Source organism: Rhizobium subbaraonis (assembly GCF_900220975.1).
Lineage (GTDB): Bacteria > Pseudomonadota > Alphaproteobacteria > Rhizobiales > Rhizobiaceae > Mycoplana > Mycoplana subbaraonis.
Genome location: NZ_OBQD01000014.1, coordinates 146,515 through 160,724 on the forward strand (window position 1 = coordinate 146,515; position 14,210 = coordinate 160,724).

15 protein-coding genes are annotated in these 14,210 nt (G+C 63.3%); 6 read left to right on the top strand and 9 right to left on the bottom strand.

Annotated elements, in window-relative coordinates; translation table 11 throughout:
• Nucleotides 1-11: 11 nt before the first annotated feature.
• The 8 genes from CRO48_RS21245 to CRO48_RS21280 form a co-directional block, all read right to left on the bottom strand.
• Nucleotides 12-791: a class II aldolase/adducin family protein gene (locus CRO48_RS21245; protein WP_097141862.1), complete on the bottom strand. Its 780-nt coding sequence runs from the start codon at nt 789-791 to the stop codon at nt 12-14.
• 18 nt (nt 792-809) lie between these two features.
• Nucleotides 810-1,682, bottom strand: coding sequence for an ABC transporter ATP-binding protein (locus tag CRO48_RS21250; protein WP_097141863.1), 873 nt, complete (start codon nt 1,680-1,682; stop codon nt 810-812).
• Nucleotides 1,683-1,916: 234 nt separating this feature from the next.
• Entirely contained in the window at nt 1,917-2,195 is a 279-nt protein-coding gene (locus CRO48_RS21255) for a hypothetical protein (protein WP_097141864.1), read from the bottom strand.
• On the bottom strand, nt 2,195-3,124 hold the full coding sequence (locus CRO48_RS21260; protein WP_097141865.1) for a cupin domain-containing protein: 930 nt from the start codon (nt 3,122-3,124) through the stop codon (nt 2,195-2,197). The genes CRO48_RS21255 and CRO48_RS21260 overlap by 1 nt, the downstream gene beginning before the upstream one ends.
• The gene (locus CRO48_RS21265) at nt 3,121-4,371 is read right to left on the bottom strand and encodes a hydantoinase/carbamoylase family amidase (RefSeq protein ID WP_245423611.1); all 1,251 of its coding nucleotides are present in this window, start codon (nt 4,369-4,371) and stop codon (nt 3,121-3,123) included. The genes CRO48_RS21260 and CRO48_RS21265 overlap by 4 nt, the downstream gene beginning before the upstream one ends.
• Before the next feature lie 10 nt (nt 4,372-4,381).
• Complete coding sequence (locus CRO48_RS21270) at nt 4,382-5,260, bottom strand: alpha/beta fold hydrolase (RefSeq protein WP_097141867.1); 879 nt, start codon at nt 5,258-5,260, stop codon at nt 4,382-4,384.
• A 42-nt stretch (nt 5,261-5,302) separates the two neighbouring features.
• Nucleotides 5,303-6,433, bottom strand: coding sequence for a pyridoxal phosphate-dependent aminotransferase (locus CRO48_RS21275; protein WP_097141868.1), 1,131 nt, complete (start codon nt 6,431-6,433; stop codon nt 5,303-5,305).
• 5 nt (nt 6,434-6,438) lie between these two features.
• On the bottom strand, nt 6,439-7,215 hold the full coding sequence (locus CRO48_RS21280) for an SDR family oxidoreductase (protein ID WP_097141889.1): 777 nt from the start codon (nt 7,213-7,215) through the stop codon (nt 6,439-6,441).
• A 307-nt stretch (nt 7,216-7,522) separates the two neighbouring features.
• Here CRO48_RS21280 and CRO48_RS21285 point away from each other — a divergent pair, with 307 nt between their 5' ends.
• The 4 genes from CRO48_RS21285 (at nt 7,523) to CRO48_RS21300 (ending at nt 10,485) form a co-directional block, all read left to right on the top strand.
• Nucleotides 7,523-7,852 carry an ATP-binding cassette domain-containing protein gene (locus CRO48_RS21285; RefSeq protein WP_097141869.1) on the top strand — a complete coding sequence of 110 codons (330 nt, stop codon included), beginning with the start codon at nt 7,523-7,525 and terminating at the stop codon, nt 7,850-7,852.
• The gene (locus CRO48_RS21290) at nt 7,842-8,666 is read left to right on the top strand and encodes an alpha/beta fold hydrolase (RefSeq protein ID WP_097141870.1); all 825 of its coding nucleotides are present in this window, start codon (nt 7,842-7,844) and stop codon (nt 8,664-8,666) included. Before CRO48_RS21285 ends, CRO48_RS21290 begins: the two co-directional genes overlap by 11 nt.
• 82 nt (nt 8,667-8,748) lie before the next feature.
• Complete coding sequence (locus CRO48_RS21295; protein ID WP_245423612.1) at nt 8,749-9,471, top strand: GntR family transcriptional regulator; 723 nt, start codon at nt 8,749-8,751, stop codon at nt 9,469-9,471.
• 60 nt (nt 9,472-9,531) lie between these two features.
• Complete coding sequence (locus CRO48_RS21300; protein WP_176526840.1) at nt 9,532-10,485, top strand: NAD(P)-dependent oxidoreductase; 954 nt, start codon at nt 9,532-9,534, stop codon at nt 10,483-10,485.
• Nucleotides 10,486-10,499: 14 nt separating this feature from the next.
• Here the strand turns inward: CRO48_RS21300 and CRO48_RS21305 are convergent, their stop codons facing one another.
• Complete coding sequence (locus CRO48_RS21305) at nt 10,500-11,903, bottom strand: amidase (protein WP_097141873.1); 1,404 nt, start codon at nt 11,901-11,903, stop codon at nt 10,500-10,502.
• 228 nt (nt 11,904-12,131) lie between these two features.
• On the opposite strand from CRO48_RS21305, the gene CRO48_RS21310 reads away from it, so the two are divergent.
• Entirely contained in the window at nt 12,132-13,139 is a 1,008-nt protein-coding gene (locus CRO48_RS21310; RefSeq protein ID WP_097141874.1) for an ABC transporter substrate-binding protein, read from the top strand.
• 58 nt (nt 13,140-13,197) lie between these two features.
• Nucleotides 13,198-13,947 carry an ABC transporter permease gene (locus tag CRO48_RS21315; protein ID WP_097141875.1) on the top strand — a complete coding sequence of 250 codons (750 nt, stop codon included), beginning with the start codon at nt 13,198-13,200 and terminating at the stop codon, nt 13,945-13,947.
• Nucleotides 13,948-14,210 lie beyond the last annotated feature (263 nt).

A 14,210-nucleotide genomic window follows, 5' to 3' on the forward strand; every position in this document is an offset into this window, starting at 1 on the left:
TCCACCGGGTATCATTGCCGGTAGTCCGCGCCCTCCCTGTCGAGCTGTCGCAGGAAGGCCGGCCACTCCCGCTCGCCGGCAATGAGAATGTCGCCCTTGCTTTCCCAGAACTGCCGCGCGGCCTTTTCGCAGACCTCGTGCGGCGGCACGACGAGTTTCGTGCCGGAGGCGGTTGCTGCCTGGAGGTCGAGCTGGATGCGTGCGGCCCGTTCGAAGTAATAGAGCAGCATGAAGGCCTCGCCCGGCGTGCGGCCGACCGTCAGGATGCCGTGATTGCGCATCAGCATCACCCGGTTGTCGCCCAGGTGGTTGATGATCCGCGCCTGTTCGTCGAGGTCGATCGCCACGCCTTCGTAGTCGTGAAAGGCCTGGCGCTTGTAGAAGCGCATGGCAAACTGGCTGAGCGGTAGCAGGCCGTGCTGCTGGCAGGAGACGGCGACGCTCGCGTCAGAATGGGTGTGCAGCACGCAGACCGCGTCGTGGCTCGACTTGTGGATCGCCCCGTGAATGACGAAGGCGGCCTTGTTCACCGTATAAGGCGTGTCGTCGAGTTTGTTGCCATCGAGGTCGATGCGCACCAGGCTCGATGCGGTGATTTCCTCGAAGAGGAAGCCATAGGGGTTCAGCAGGAACTGGTCCTCGTGGCCGGGCACCCGCATGGAAATGTGATTGTAGATCAAGTCGTCCATGCCGAGCCGAGCCACCATGCGATAGCAGGCTGCGAGATCGACACGTGCCTTCCATTCGCTCTCGGAAATGTGGTCGGGACGGCCCGAATAGTGGTCGGTCATGTCAGTTCCTCGTCTCTATCAATGTCCCGCGACCTGGAAGGATTTCATGCTCTCTTCCTCGATCGCCTCGAGCAGGGTTTTCTTCAGGGCGATGAATTCGGGAGAGGTCACGATGTCGGCCTTGCGCGGGCGCGGCAGTTCGACCACCTGCTCGAGCTTGACGCGGCCGGGCCGGGCCGTCATCACCAGCACCCGGTCGCCGAGGAAAATCGCCTCGTCTACATCATGGGTGATGAAAAGGACCGTGCGCTTGTGCTTCTGCCAGACGTCGAGCAGCCAGCGCTGCATCATCGTGCGCGTCAACGCATCGAGCGCGCCGAACGGCTCGTCGAGCAGCATCAGGTCGCGCTTGAAAAGGAAGGTACGCATCAGCGCCACGCGCTGGCGCATGCCGCCCGAAAGCTGGTTGGGGTATTGCGCCTCGAAGCCGGCAAGGCCGAATTCGGGCAGCATGTCCATCGCCAGCTTGCGTGCCTCTGCACGCGGCATGCCCTCAATCTCCAGTGCGAGGATGGCGTTGTCGATGACGTTGCGCCACGGCAGAAGGAGGTCGCGTTGCGGCATGAACGAGACCTTGCCGAGCAGGTCGGAGGCCGTGGAACTGTCGCCTTTCAGCCTAAGGATGTTGCCCGGATCGGGCTCCTCCAGGCCCGCGAGGATGTTGAAGAGCGTGCTTTTGCCGCAGCCTGACGGGCCGACAACGGTCACGAGTTCCCCCGGCCGAATCGAGACTTCCAGGTCTTGGAGGGCTTTCACGGTGCCGAAAGTCTTCGAGACTTGCCGCAATTCGATCAGCGGGCGTTCCCCACCGGCGGCATCCTGCGCGGGGGTGAGTTTCTTTGCGCCCGCATCACCGGTGGCACCCTGGAAATCTCTGTCAACCAATGTCATGGCTTGCCTCCGTCATCGCAAAGATCCTTACGTATGCAGTTTTTGTCTATAGGGATACAAGCAAGCCGCATGCCAAACTGACGCCCGCCGCAGGAATGATGCAATTTTGCCTTTCTTTGCTATCCGGGGCACATTCTCGCCAACTTTGGCGGGACGATACGAGGTGGCGTGGAAAAATGAATCCATAAAGTGAAATTCTGCATACATAAATAAATTTCCTGAGTGCAAAAAGTTCTATTTATTGTGCGTTGAATGGTCGATTTTGAGGCATGCTCCACTGGCGACGACCGGCATCTTCTTGCGGCATGTCATGCTCATGAAAAGCCCGCGACGGAGGTGGTGCCGGCCCCGCCACCTTTTTCCTTCGGAGCACGCCTGCGTCATCATCCAGAAGAAGCCATTGTTTGAAGCGCGCTCGAAGACGCACGCGTTTTCCGTGTCGTCCGGCCAGCGGTTGCCGAGCAACGAGCAGGTGCCGTCGCCCGTCGTATCCGTATCGGTGATGATCTGCATCAGTAGAACTCGAAGCCCATCGTGCGGGCATGGTAGTAGAGGCCGCCGTCCTGCACGATCAGGAATTCGGCGCGGGTATTGCCATCGTTGTGGTGGCTGTGCTTGGCCGCCGGTGGCGTGACCAGCGTCGCCCAGGCCGACCAGTCGCATTTCTGATCGGCAACCATCGAATAGGCCGGGTCGCCCGCGACGACCAGCGTGATCGCAGCCGAATTGTGCTTGTGCGGCGGCTGCTCGCTTTGGGGCTTCAACGTGTTGAGCGACAACGTCATCGTCGGGGTGATGTTGCGTGCGGCCTCCGTCTTCTCGGCAGAGAAGATCAGCGCGTGCCCGGACGTGCTGTCATTGGCATTGCGGCTGTAGACGACATCGAGCTGGTGCACGATCTCGTCGGCCGGATAGTGGACGAACTGCACCGCGGCTTCTGCGCCCGTAGCCGGTGCGGACGCGTCGAACCTGAGCTGCGGATCGTTGCCGACGGCCCAGAAGACGCTGTCTTCCCTGGCGGAGATGGATGATGGTACGCCACCCGGCAGCAGGAACACGTCGGCCTTGCCAAGCGTGGCCTTCTCGCCGCCAACGGTAAGATCGGCGCCGCCCTTGATGACGTACCAGATCGATGCGGTGTTCGGAAGCATGGTGTCGAGCGTCTCGCCCGCCTTGACGACGGCGTATCGTGCCAGCATCAGCGGCGTCGTCGCTGGGAAGGCGCACTGCATCCTGTCGGACTGGTCGCAATTGATGAAGCCGGTCACTTCCGACTTCATCGCCTTGGCCGGCTCGTCCATGAAGATATGCCCCGGTACCGGCGGCAGTTTGATATTGAAGGCGTTGCCGGAGTTGAAATAGCGGCTGCGCGCCTGTGCCGCACTGGCGGGATCACGCGGCAGTTGGACCGGCATCTCCGCCATGTCGTTGGCTGCGCTCATCTTTCATCTCCTTGGTTCGACAAAACGCCCGCCTCCTGCATGAGGAGATCGAGAAGAACGGTGGCGCCAGCGGCGACATGGGCTGGCTCGGCCCATTCGTCCGGATGATGGCTGACCCCGCCACGGCAGGGAATGAAGATCATCGCCGCGCGGGTGAGCGGCGCCATCTGCCGCGCGTCATGGCCGGCGGCGGAAAGAAGGTCGAGGCGAGCAAGGCCGTGCCTGTCGGCCGAGGTGCGGATAGCCTCTTGAAGGCCGGAATCGAACCCGTTTGACGGCGCGTCGACGAGGCGACAAATATCGACGGCGCAGGCGCCTGCGCCTGCCTTCGCGATGTCCTCGATCCGCGCGGCGAAAGCATTCAGCGTTGCATTGTCGGGATGGCGCAGGTCGATGCGGAACGTCACCCTGGCCGGAACCACCGACGGCGCATTCGGCTCGACCACGACGCGCCCGATGGTGAACTTCATGAGGAGGTCGCCAGCCATGGCGGCGTGCATGCGCGAGGCGATCTCGGCGAAGGCTTTCACCGCATCCTGCCGCTGTGCCATCGGCTCCGTACCGGCATGGGCTTCGCGACCGCAAAGCGTGATTTCAAAGGTCTTCTTGCCCTGGATGCCGGAGACCACGCCAATGACCGCACCTTCCGTTTCCAGAAGGTCGGCCTGTTCGATATGCGGCTCGATGTAGGCGTGGACCGGAAAGCCCAGCGGCCGCCGCTCGACATCGGGGAAACAATCGTGAAGCGCTTTCAGCGCTTCGCAGACGCTGATGCCGTCGGCGTCGCGGACCGCCAGGACCTCGCCAAGCGGGCGCAGGCAGGCAAAGAGCTCCGAGCCCATCATGCCCGGCGCGAAACGGCTTCCCTCCTCGTTCATCCAGCCGACGACCACGATCGGACGTACGGGCCTGACCCCGGCTTCGGCGATGGCGGTGACCGCTTCAAGGGCGGCAAGCGTGCCGAAGGCTCCGTCAAAAAGACCGCCCGTTGGCTGGCTGTCGATATGACTGCCGGCGACGACGGGCGCCAGGTGGGGAGCAGAACCTTCCAGCGTCAGGAAGAGGTTTCCGGCGGGATCGGTCGAGGGTTTGAGGCCGGCTTCGGCGCCCCAGCCGATGAGGCGGCGCCAGGCGAGGACTTCTTCCGCCGATAGCGCCTGCCGGTTGACGCCGCCGCCGGGCAGCGCGCCGTCTTCGCCGAGCGCCATCAGGCGCTGCCAGAGCCGGTCGGCGGAAATCCTCGGCATCGCCATGCTCCTACTCCGTCCGCATGACCTGGCCGGGATCGGCGCGCGGATCACGCACCTTCCAGGCACCCTGCTCGGCCTGCGCGATGAAATCGGCGACGAGCGCATTGAAGAGCGCCGGCTCTTCGAGGTTCAGCGTGTGGCCGGTCTTCGGCAGGATCGCGAGGCCGGCGGCGGGCAGCATCTTCTTGAGATAGATCGACGGCTGGAGGCAGTGGTCATCCTCGTCGCCGGTCATCACGAGCGTCGGCACGCTCATGCGCTTCAGCTCCTCCTCAAGGTCCCAGAAAGATGGGCGGCGGCACTGTACGCCGCGCATCGTGTTGGCGGCACCGACCGCCGAGTGGCGCGAAAGCCGTTCGGCGAAGGTCGCCCAGCCGCGAGGGTCCTTGTTCTGGAACTGCACCCGGCTTGCGCCGAGCGCATAGATCTTCGAGAAACCGGCCGGGTCTTTTTCGAAGTTCTCCGCCACTTTCAGCGAGGTATTGCGGAAATAGTCGGCCGTTTCCCGTTCCGTGCCGTAGCCAGCCCCGGCTACCGTCAGCGACAGCGCGCGTTCGGGATAGCGCAGGCCAAAATGCAGCGTCGCAAAGCCGCCCATCGACAAGCCGACCACATGCGCCTTCTCGATGCCGAGCGCATCGAGCACGGCAAGCGCATCCGATGCCGCGATCGCCTGGGAATACTTCTCGACGTCATCGGGAATATCGGACGGCGCATAGCCACGTGCCGCGTAGGTGATGCAGCGGTGGCGGCGCGCGAAAAAGCTCATCTGCGGCTCCCAGGCATCGTAGTTGCCGCCGAACTCGTGGACGAAGAGAATGGGCGTGCCGCCCTCCCCCGCCGTCTCGTAGTAGAGCTTCGTGCCATCGCTCGCGGTTGCATACATGCGGAGCCTCTTTCTCGGTCTGTTGTCGTATCAATACCGGCCCTAGAACAGGGCCGGCACGTCGTTGAGCGTGCGCGCCGTCTCGATGTAGCGCGGCAGGCCTTCGCAGAAGCGCTCGGCCCAGGCGCCCGGCACCGAGGTCGAGACCTTGATGAAACGGTCGCCGAAGGCGGCGGTGTGATAGCGGCCTTGCCGGATCATCACGCCCTCGCGGCGGGCGGCCTCGACGATCGCTTCCGGAGACACCCCGGTCGCGGCGGTCTCCAGCACCAGGAAATTGCCGTGCGATACCGGGATAGGTACGGAGAGCCCGGCCGTGCCGGCGGCCTCTACAATCATCGCCTTGTTGGCGCGATCGATGCGGCGAACCTCCTGCATCCACTCCGGCTTGACCGAGAGGCCCGCCATGGCGGCACGCTGGGCGACCACGGAGGCGCCGAGGACCGAGGTCGAGGCCGCCGAGAATTCGTCCACCAGCTTCGGTTCGGCCACCAGGGCGCCGATGCGCATGCCGGCCAGACCCAGCCACTTCGAGAAGCTAAGCGAGACGACGGTGCCCTCCGGCGCCACCTGCAGCACCGGCGTGTGCCCGTCGGCGAAGTCGCGATAGGTGCAGTCGTGGATCATCAGCGCACCGACCGAACGGGCGATCTCGGCGAAGGCTTCGATTTCCTCGCGCTCGTAGCGGATGCCGAGCGGATTGTTCGGATCGACGATGTAGATAAGGGCGCATCGCTCGTCGACGGCGGCGCGAAGCGCCTCCGGCGTCAGCTTGTAGTTCGTTGCCGGATCGTAGATCGGAATCTGGATCACCTCGGCGCCGGCCTGCTCGGCGAACATGCACGGCCATTTCCAGGTCGGATCGGTGGTCACCAGTGTCGTGCCGGATCTGGCGCGCGCCTTGCAGATCATGGCGAGCGCGTTGACGCCGCCCTCGGTGACGAGCGCTTCGCCGGCTGCCACGCCGAGATCGGCGACGATGGCGCTGCGCAGCGCCTCGAAGCCCATCGGCGGAGCATAGGCGTTGAACTCACCGGCTTTCACCGATCGCACCATCGCCTCGACGATGGCGGGATGCGCCGGTACGTGGTTGGTGTTCTGGCCCATCCACGCCAGGTCCGGCGTGGAGAACAGGTCGTCGAAATAGCGGTTGCGGGTGCGTGCGTCGGCCATGGCGATCAGATCACCGAGCCGCGCGCGGCGATACCGCCATCGATCGTGACGATCGTGCCGCTGATATAGCCGGCCTTCGGCGAGGCGAGGAAGACGCAGAGATCGGCAACCTCTTCGGCGGTTGCCGGACGCTTGCCCGGATACTTGTCGTAGAGTTCTTCCCAGCGCGATTCGTCGCCCAGCATGTCGATCGCCTTGCGCTTCATGATCTTGAACATGCGCGGCGTGTCGACGGGACCGGGGTTCACGCCGACGACGCGAATGCCCTCGTCCATGCTGCGCCCACCGAGCGCCTTGGTGAAGCTCATCAATGCGGCATTGCCGGTCGAGCCCGCGAAGTAGGCGGCATCCCAGTTTTCGCCGGAATTGCCGATGACATTGATGATGACGCCGCCTTTGCCCTTGCGCCGCTTCCAGAATTCGCGGGAGAGCGTGATGTAGCCGAAGACCTTGAGATCGAAACCGCGGCGGATCGAGTCGTCGGTCACGTCCTCGATCGAACCGGCCGGGATGTCACCGGCATTGTTCATGAGGATGTCGTAGTCGCCGCACGCCTTGTCCAGCGCAACCATCGCTTCCGTCGTGCCGAGGTCCGCCTCATGGACGGTGACCTCGACCGGATAGATGGCAAGCTCCTTCTTCAGTTCTTCCATGGCGGCGCGGTTGCGCGCGGCGAGGTGAAGGTGGCACCCCTCCGCAGCCAGCACCTTGGCGATGGCGTGGCCGATGCCCTGGGAGGCCCCGGTAATCAGCGCCGTCTTTCCAGCCAGATTGAGTTTCACCTGCATCTCCTGTCTGAATACATAGTTCTATTTCCTGCATACGTAAATTTTTGGCAGTGTCCATACATTTCGGCTGAAGGCGACAATGTTTTTCACTTTGAGGCCGTTAAAGTGGCTGATTATTTGCATTTGCCCAGCAGATAGGCACGCTTCCTGAGCAAATGGCCTCAAAAAGCGGCATTCAAGCCGTGTGAAATTAAAATCGATATTTTGTATACGTATCGCTATTGCGTGAATACGAAAATGTCGCCAGTGTTGCCGCAGGCCGTCGAGTCGGCTTGCGAATTGACGCTCAGGACGATTCCCCATGTGGAAAACCTACGAGGACGCCTCAGCCAGCGCGGTGGAGGACCTCAATCTCCAGATCCGCAGTGGCGAGTTTGTCGTGTTCGTCGACCCTTCGGGTTGTGGCCAGTTGACGACGCTACCCATGATCGCCCGCCTCTGGGAGCTTTCCGATGGCGAGATCGGGATCTGTGACCGTCGTGTCGACAAACCGGAGCCACGAGGGCGTGATATCGCCATGGTCTTCCAGAACCACGCGCTCTACCCCCATATGACCGTTGCGCAGAGCATGAGCTTCGGCCTTCGCCTGGCAGGCATGGAGCGGCGTCGGGGGGCGATAGATGTCCATTGAAACCTTGCCCGATCTCGAAAGGCTGAGCGCCCCCATGGGCGGTAGCGTCGGCTACCGCACGATGGGAGACGGTGACTGGCTCGTGCTTATCCATGGCTGGTGCGGCAATGCCGATATCTGGAGCCCGATCGTGCCGGCGCTCGCAGGGGGCTATCGCATCCTCGCCGTCACCCTTCCTGGGTTCGGCGGCATGGCGCCGCCTCCGAAAGACGGTCAGACGATGGGGGCCATGGGCGCCGCCGTCGCGCATGTCCTCGCCCATCTTGGCATCGACCGTGCCGTGCTCGTCGGTCATTCGATGGGCGGGCCAGTTATGACGGAGGCCGCGATCTGCGCGCCGGAGCGGATCCGCGCCCTTGTGGGCCTCGATACGCTGACGGACCGTCACTACTACGGTCGGGTGCCGGACGCTGAGATCGCCAGGCGGCATGCTGAGTTCGCCGCAGACTATACGGGGCGCATGCGCGGGATGATCGACGACATCGTGCATCCCGGCACGCCCGAAACGCTGCGGCAGTCGATCACCGACGATATGGTGATGGCGGCACCGATGGAATTCGCGCTCGACATCAAGGACTGGCTCCTTGCCTGGAACGCCGAGGAACGATGGCCGCTCGTCAACTGCCCGGCCCTGATGCTGAATTCCACCTGGAGTGCGCGCCGTGCCCATCCCGAATCGATGGCCTGCTTCGCGGCCACGGCGGTCGTCCCCTACGACTCCGGCCATTTCCCGATGATCGAGGCGCCCGGGATGATTGTGGAAAAACTGAAAACCTGCCTCGCCGGATTGGTATGCCGGCATGCGCGAGATTGAATGCACACCCGAAAGAAAAGTATAAATGGCACTTCAGAAACCCCGTTTAAACTTCGCAAGCCGTGCGAGAGGAGTGCCCGTCGTGGATCAGGATGAAATCCGGTCGCCAAATGCTTCGGCTGCGTCACAGGGAACGTCACGTGCGCCGACCCGATCGGGCGAACTGCGCGATCAGCTCGAACAGATGATCCTCGACGGCCGCCTTGCCCCCGGCGAACGGCTCGACGAGATGGAGCTCGCCCGCCGCTTCGGCCTGTCGCGCACTCCGGTGCGAGAGGCGATCAAAGCGCTTCTGGCGGTCGGCCTCGTCGAGACGCGCGGGCGGCAGGGTACCCATGTGGCGTTGCTCTCCATTCCCGCCCTCCTCGAAATGTTCGATGTCATGTCCGCGCTCGAAGGCCTCTGTGCCCGGTTGGCTGCGCGACGCGCTACGCCTGCCGAACGTGCCGCCATGCGCAAGGTGCACGAAGAGCTCATCCAGGCCTACGAAGCCGGTGATCCGGTCGCCTTCTACAAGGTGAACCAGAAATTCCATGACTTGCTCTACGAGGCGGCGCACACGCATTTCATCGCAGACCAGGCGATACAGCTGCGCCGCCGCATCGGCGCCTACCGCATGCGCGCCACCTATCAACCGGGGCGTATGCTGAATACCCTTAGCGAACATGTGCGTATCATGGACGCGATCGACGCGGGTGACCCGGAAACAGCGCGCCAGGCGGCGAGCGAGCATGTGCAGTTGCTCGGCGACCAGCTCACCGATTTCATATCCTCGCTCCCGGCCAATCTCAGCCGCGCGCAATAAATGGCGACGGCCGACCGCACCGCCCCCAGAGCAGTCTCGCGCCCGCGGACAAGGAGAGACATGGCCACGCGCAAGAGGCCGGTGATCGTCAACCATCTCGGTGCGGAGTTCGGCCGCCTTGCCGCCGCACATCCCTCGCAGCCGCTGGTGATCGATGATTTCGCAACCGCCGAACCGTGGCGCATCAGCCCGGAGGCGGAAGTTCTCGTGACGAGAGCCTTGCCCGGCTGGAGCGGAACACCGCGCGACCACCCGTTTCCCGACACGCTGAAATGGGTGCAGGTCCTGTCCACCGGCCTCGAGACCTATCCGCCGGCGCTGATGCGGGGGCGGCTCGTCACCTGCGGCCGTGGGCTCAATGCATTGCCAATCGCCGAATTCGTGTTCGCGGCCATGCTGCGCGTCGAGCGGAAGCTTGAGGAAACACGGGCACGCGGCGAGACCGACTGGCACGCCCAGCACACAATCGGCCACCTGCACGGCAGGACGCTCGGCCTTGTCGGATACGGTTCGATCGGGCAGGCGATCGCGCGGCGCGCGCTCGCCTTCGACATGCGCGTGCTTGTCAAGCGGCGCACCCCCTGGTCAGGCGGCGACGGCCTGACCGCTTGCGCCGACGCCGCTGAGGTTTTCGCAGGCTCGGATCATGTCGTTATCGCCGCGCCGCTCACGCCGGAGACGAAAGGCATGGTCGGTGCGGAACTGCTGAGTGCGGCGAAGCCCGGCCTGCACCTGATCAACATTTCCCGGGGCGGCCTCGTCGACCAGCATGCGCTGCTCGAGGCGCTCGAAAGCGGCCGGATCGGCCAGGCGACGCTGGATGTCACCACGCCGGAACCCCTGCCGGACGGCCACCCGTTCTACCGCCTGCAGAACGTCTTCGTCAGCCCGCACATCTCCTGGTGCGGAGGAACCGGAGACGCGGATTTTCGCGCGCGGTTCCTGGCCAATCTCGATGCCTATCTTACCGGCAAGCCGCTGCTGGAAGTCGTCGATCCCTCCCGCGGCTATTAGGAGGCCAGGGGCTCTCAGAAATCCGGCCGGCGGCGGTGGAAAGCGGTGACGCTCTGATAGGCCCCGCCGGCGCGGCAGAGCAGCGCCTCGGCAAACGGCTTGCCGACAAACTGCAACCCTATCGGAATCCCCTCGCCGCTCTGACCGCAGGGAAGTGTGATCGTCGGATAGCCACAGACGTCGAACGGCGCCGTGAAAGGCCCGATGGCGAGAATTGCTGCCGGATCTTCGCCCAGCGACGCCATGAAATCCATCGAGGGGCCGGCGACCGGCAGGCCCGGAACCATCACCAGGTCGACGGTGGAAAAGAGCTGTGCCATCCGACCGTTGAAATCGCGCCGATCCTGCAACGCCACAGCCATGTCGCGCGCCGTATGCCTGCGGCCGCGTTCGATCAGCGCTGCAAGCCGTTCGCCGTATTCGGCGCTGCGCGACGGATAGGCACCTTCGTGGGCAAGCGCGCATTCGACGGCGCATTGCACCGCCCAGCCGCGCAGGATTGCATCCGGATCTGGAAAATCGACGGTGACGAAGCGCGCGCCCAAAGCGCTCATCACCTCGACCGCCGCCTCGATGGAGGCCTGGACCTCGTCTGTCGCACGCGAGGCGATGAAGGTGCGATCGATGCCGATGGTCACACCGGCGACGTCTGCCGACAGTGCCGCCCCGAGATAGTCGTCGAGCGGCGCTGGTATGCACGTCGGGTCGGCGGTGTCGGGACCTGCGATTGCGGCAAGCAGGGCGGCCGCGTCTGCCGCGCTCCGTGCCATCGGCCCCACGTGGTCCAGCGATTCTGCGAGCGGAAAGACGCCGTGGCGGCTGACGCGGCCCCAGGTCGGCTTGATGCCGACCACGCCGCAGCAGGAGGACGGCAGGCGGATCGAGCCGCCCGTGTCCGTGCCGAGGGTCGCGTAGGCGAGCCCCGATGTCACGGCAACGCCGGAGCCCGATGACGAGGTGCCCGTCCAGTGTGCCGGCCCGAACGGGTTCACCGGCGGCGTGATCGACGGGTGGTGATCGGCATAGACGCCTTCGGTCAGCGTCAGCTTGCCGAGCATCACGGCACCTGCCGTCCTCAGGCGGGCCGTGGCGGTCGATTCTTCCGCAATCGCCTGTCCAGCGAAGACGGGACTGCCAAAGCCGGTCGGGATGTCGACGGTGGCGAATGCATCCTTGACGGCCAGCGGAATGCCATGCAGCGGTCCGCGCCAGTTGCCCGCCGCAATCTCGGCATCGGCCGCCCGGGCGGCCGCGCGGGCCACGTCCGGTGCCACCGCTGCGTAGGAATTGAGCCTTCCATCATATTCGGCGATGCGTTCGAGCATGAGCTCTGTGAGTTCGCAAGAGGTCACCCTGCCTGAGCGGATGGCGTCGGAAAGCCGGGTGAACTCGGCGGCCCAAAGGGGCTGGTCGGTCATTCTCTGTCCTCTCGTGATGCGGCGCATGGTCGGCTGTGTGACTTCTATTGAGCTTAAAAAATCAGACTTGTCAAAACTGCATACATAAGAAGCAGTTTGCGCATCCATAACCTGAAAATGGTGAATATTTAGCGCTGGAAGTCGGCAGGCACGCCTGTCTGGATGCGAAACATAGTTGGCACGTATATTGCAAATGACTTTATGCATACATCAATCAAGGGGAACAGAATGAACCTCCCGCTCAAGTGCAGCATCGCTGCCATCGCATTCGCCGTCACCCTGATCGGCGGCTCGCTGCCCGCAAAGGCGGCGGAAGCCGTCTCCGTCCGGTTGAAATGGGTCGCGCAGGCCCAGTTCGCGGGAGTTTACGTTGCCAAGGCCAAGGGTTTCTACGAGGAAGCCGGCCTCGATGCGACCATCAATCCCGGCGGCCCCAACATCAACGTCGAGACGCTCGTCGCCTCGGGTGCGGACACGTTCGGCATCGCCAGCGGCACGGAAGGCGTGCTCTATGCCCGCGAAAAGGGATTGCCGCTGACCTGCATTGGCATGTCGCAGCAGATGACCCCCTTTGCCTATGTCGCCTACGACGATTCCGGCATCAACTCGGTGAAGGACTTCAAGGGCAAGACGGTCGCAACCTGGATGACCGGCCCGCAGTTCACGCTTTACTCGGTTCTGGCGCATGAAGGTCTCGCACAGGGCGATGCCAACATCGTCTCCCAGCCCTTCTCCATGCAGCCCTTCATCGACAAGCAGTACGATGTCGCGACGGTCACGCTCTACAACGAGCTGAACACGCTGAAGGAACAAGGCATCAACAACATCAAGGTCTTCCTTCCCGACGATTCCGGTGTCACGACCCAACAGGATTCGATCGTCACATCTGAGAAGATGATCGCAGAAAAGCCGGAGGTGGTGCAGGCTTTCCTCAACGCCACGCTCAAGGGGTGGAAGTACGCCTTCGAGAACAAGAGCGAAGCCGTGGATATCGTCATGGCCGCAGGCTCGGGGCTCGAGCGCAAGCACCAGGAGTTGATGCTCGAGGAGATCGAGAAGCTGATGCGTGCCAAGCTCGGCGGCAGCGAGGGCCTCGGCGCAATCGACATGGCCTCGATCAAGGCCGTGCATGACAGCCTGAGGGAGTACAAGGCATTGAATACCGATGTCGATCTGGAAGCCGCCTTCGACCAGAGCTTCTGGGCCAAGGTGCCGGCAGACGCAAAGTCCATGTGAGGCATGCGCATCTGCCCGGCGCTCCGCTGTCGCCGGGCAGATCTACGACGGAGTTTGCATGAAACGACATCTCCCGCTGGCCCATCCCGCCACCGCCCTGGTCATGGTGGCGTGCGCCTGGCTCGTCCTCGTCCCGCTGCTCGGCATTCCGCCGCGCTATCTCCCCTCGCTCGGGCGCGTCGTTGCGGATGCGGTTTCGGTCTGGCCGGAACTCCTGAACAGCTTCCTGCGCACGCTTGCCGAAGCCGTGCTCGGATTTATCGCTGGCGCAACGTTCGGCATCGCCTTCGGCATGGCTTTCGCCCGCAGTCGCGTGCTGGAACGCTCGGTCTTGCCGCTCTTCATCGCGCTGCAGAGCGTCCCGGTCATCGCCTTCGGCGCGGTCGTCGTCATCTGGTTCGGCAACAGCCTCTTTTCCAAGGTAATGATCGCGCTCTACCTGTCGTTCTTTCCCGTTGCTGTCTCGACGCTTCGCGGTCTGCAGGCGATCGACGAGAAACGCGTCGCGCTCTTCCTCAGCTTCGGCGCCAACCGCATGCAAGTCTTCTTTCGGCTCGCGCTGCCCACCGCCCTGCCCTCGATCTTCACCGGCCTGAAACTGGCCGTGTCGCTTAGCCTTATTGGTGCGATCGTCGGCGAATGGTTCGGCGATACCGTCGGTCTCGGCGTCATGCTGCTGCAGGCGCTCTATTTTGAACAGGTCGAGCGCATCTGGGTGCTGATCGTCGTCTGCGGCCTGCTTGGAACACTGCTCTATGGGCTGCTCGCCTTCATCGAAAGGAAATATGTATGGTGGCGTCCCGCCTGAATGCGCTGCTCAACGCATGTCTGCCCGTTGCGTTCGCCGTCGTCGTCATGGGTTTCGTCTGGGAGCTCGCCGTTGCCTTCGGCAAGGTTCCCCATGTGTGGACGGCCCGTGGAATGCAAGACTCTGTATCGATGGGATCGGTCAGGTTCAGTCATGTGTCCGGCCTTTTATCGTGGCATTGTAGCCACTGGCCCTGATGAAGTCCGCGGATGGAGAGCCAATCAATTTGTCGAGCTCAAGGCTCTGGGGGAACCTAGGCTTTG

What these genes read in the sequence shown, in the direction of transcription:
- CRO48_RS21285 (WP_097141869.1), top strand. Translation starts at nt 7,523, where the DNA reads ATGTGGAAAACCTACGAGGACGCCTCAGCCAGCGCGGTGGAGGACCTC.
- CRO48_RS21250 (WP_097141863.1), bottom strand. Translation starts at nt 1,682, where the DNA reads ATGACATTGGTTGACAGAGATTTCCAGGGTGCCACCGGTGATGCGGGC.
- CRO48_RS21300 (WP_176526840.1), top strand. Translation starts at nt 9,532, where the DNA reads ATGGCCACGCGCAAGAGGCCGGTGATCGTCAACCATCTCGGTGCGGAG.
- CRO48_RS21290 (WP_097141870.1), top strand. Translation starts at nt 7,842, where the DNA reads ATGTCCATTGAAACCTTGCCCGATCTCGAAAGGCTGAGCGCCCCCATG.
- CRO48_RS21305 (WP_097141873.1), bottom strand. Translation starts at nt 11,903, where the DNA reads ATGACCGACCAGCCCCTTTGGGCCGCCGAGTTCACCCGGCTTTCCGAC.
- CRO48_RS21270 (WP_097141867.1), bottom strand. Translation starts at nt 5,260, where the DNA reads ATGTATGCAACCGCGAGCGATGGCACGAAGCTCTACTACGAGACGGCG.
- CRO48_RS21255 (WP_097141864.1), bottom strand. Translation starts at nt 2,195, where the DNA reads ATGCAGATCATCACCGATACGGATACGACGGGCGACGGCACCTGCTCG.
- CRO48_RS21265 (WP_245423611.1), bottom strand. Translation starts at nt 4,371, where the DNA reads ATGCCGAGGATTTCCGCCGACCGGCTCTGGCAGCGCCTGATGGCGCTC.
- CRO48_RS21310 (WP_097141874.1), top strand. Translation starts at nt 12,132, where the DNA reads ATGAACCTCCCGCTCAAGTGCAGCATCGCTGCCATCGCATTCGCCGTC.
- CRO48_RS21315 (WP_097141875.1), top strand. Translation starts at nt 13,198, where the DNA reads ATGAAACGACATCTCCCGCTGGCCCATCCCGCCACCGCCCTGGTCATG.
- CRO48_RS21245 (WP_097141862.1), bottom strand. Translation starts at nt 791, where the DNA reads ATGACCGACCACTATTCGGGCCGTCCCGACCACATTTCCGAGAGCGAA.
- CRO48_RS21275 (WP_097141868.1), bottom strand. Translation starts at nt 6,433, where the DNA reads ATGGCCGACGCACGCACCCGCAACCGCTATTTCGACGACCTGTTCTCC.
- CRO48_RS21260 (WP_097141865.1), bottom strand. Translation starts at nt 3,124, where the DNA reads ATGAGCGCAGCCAACGACATGGCGGAGATGCCGGTCCAACTGCCGCGT.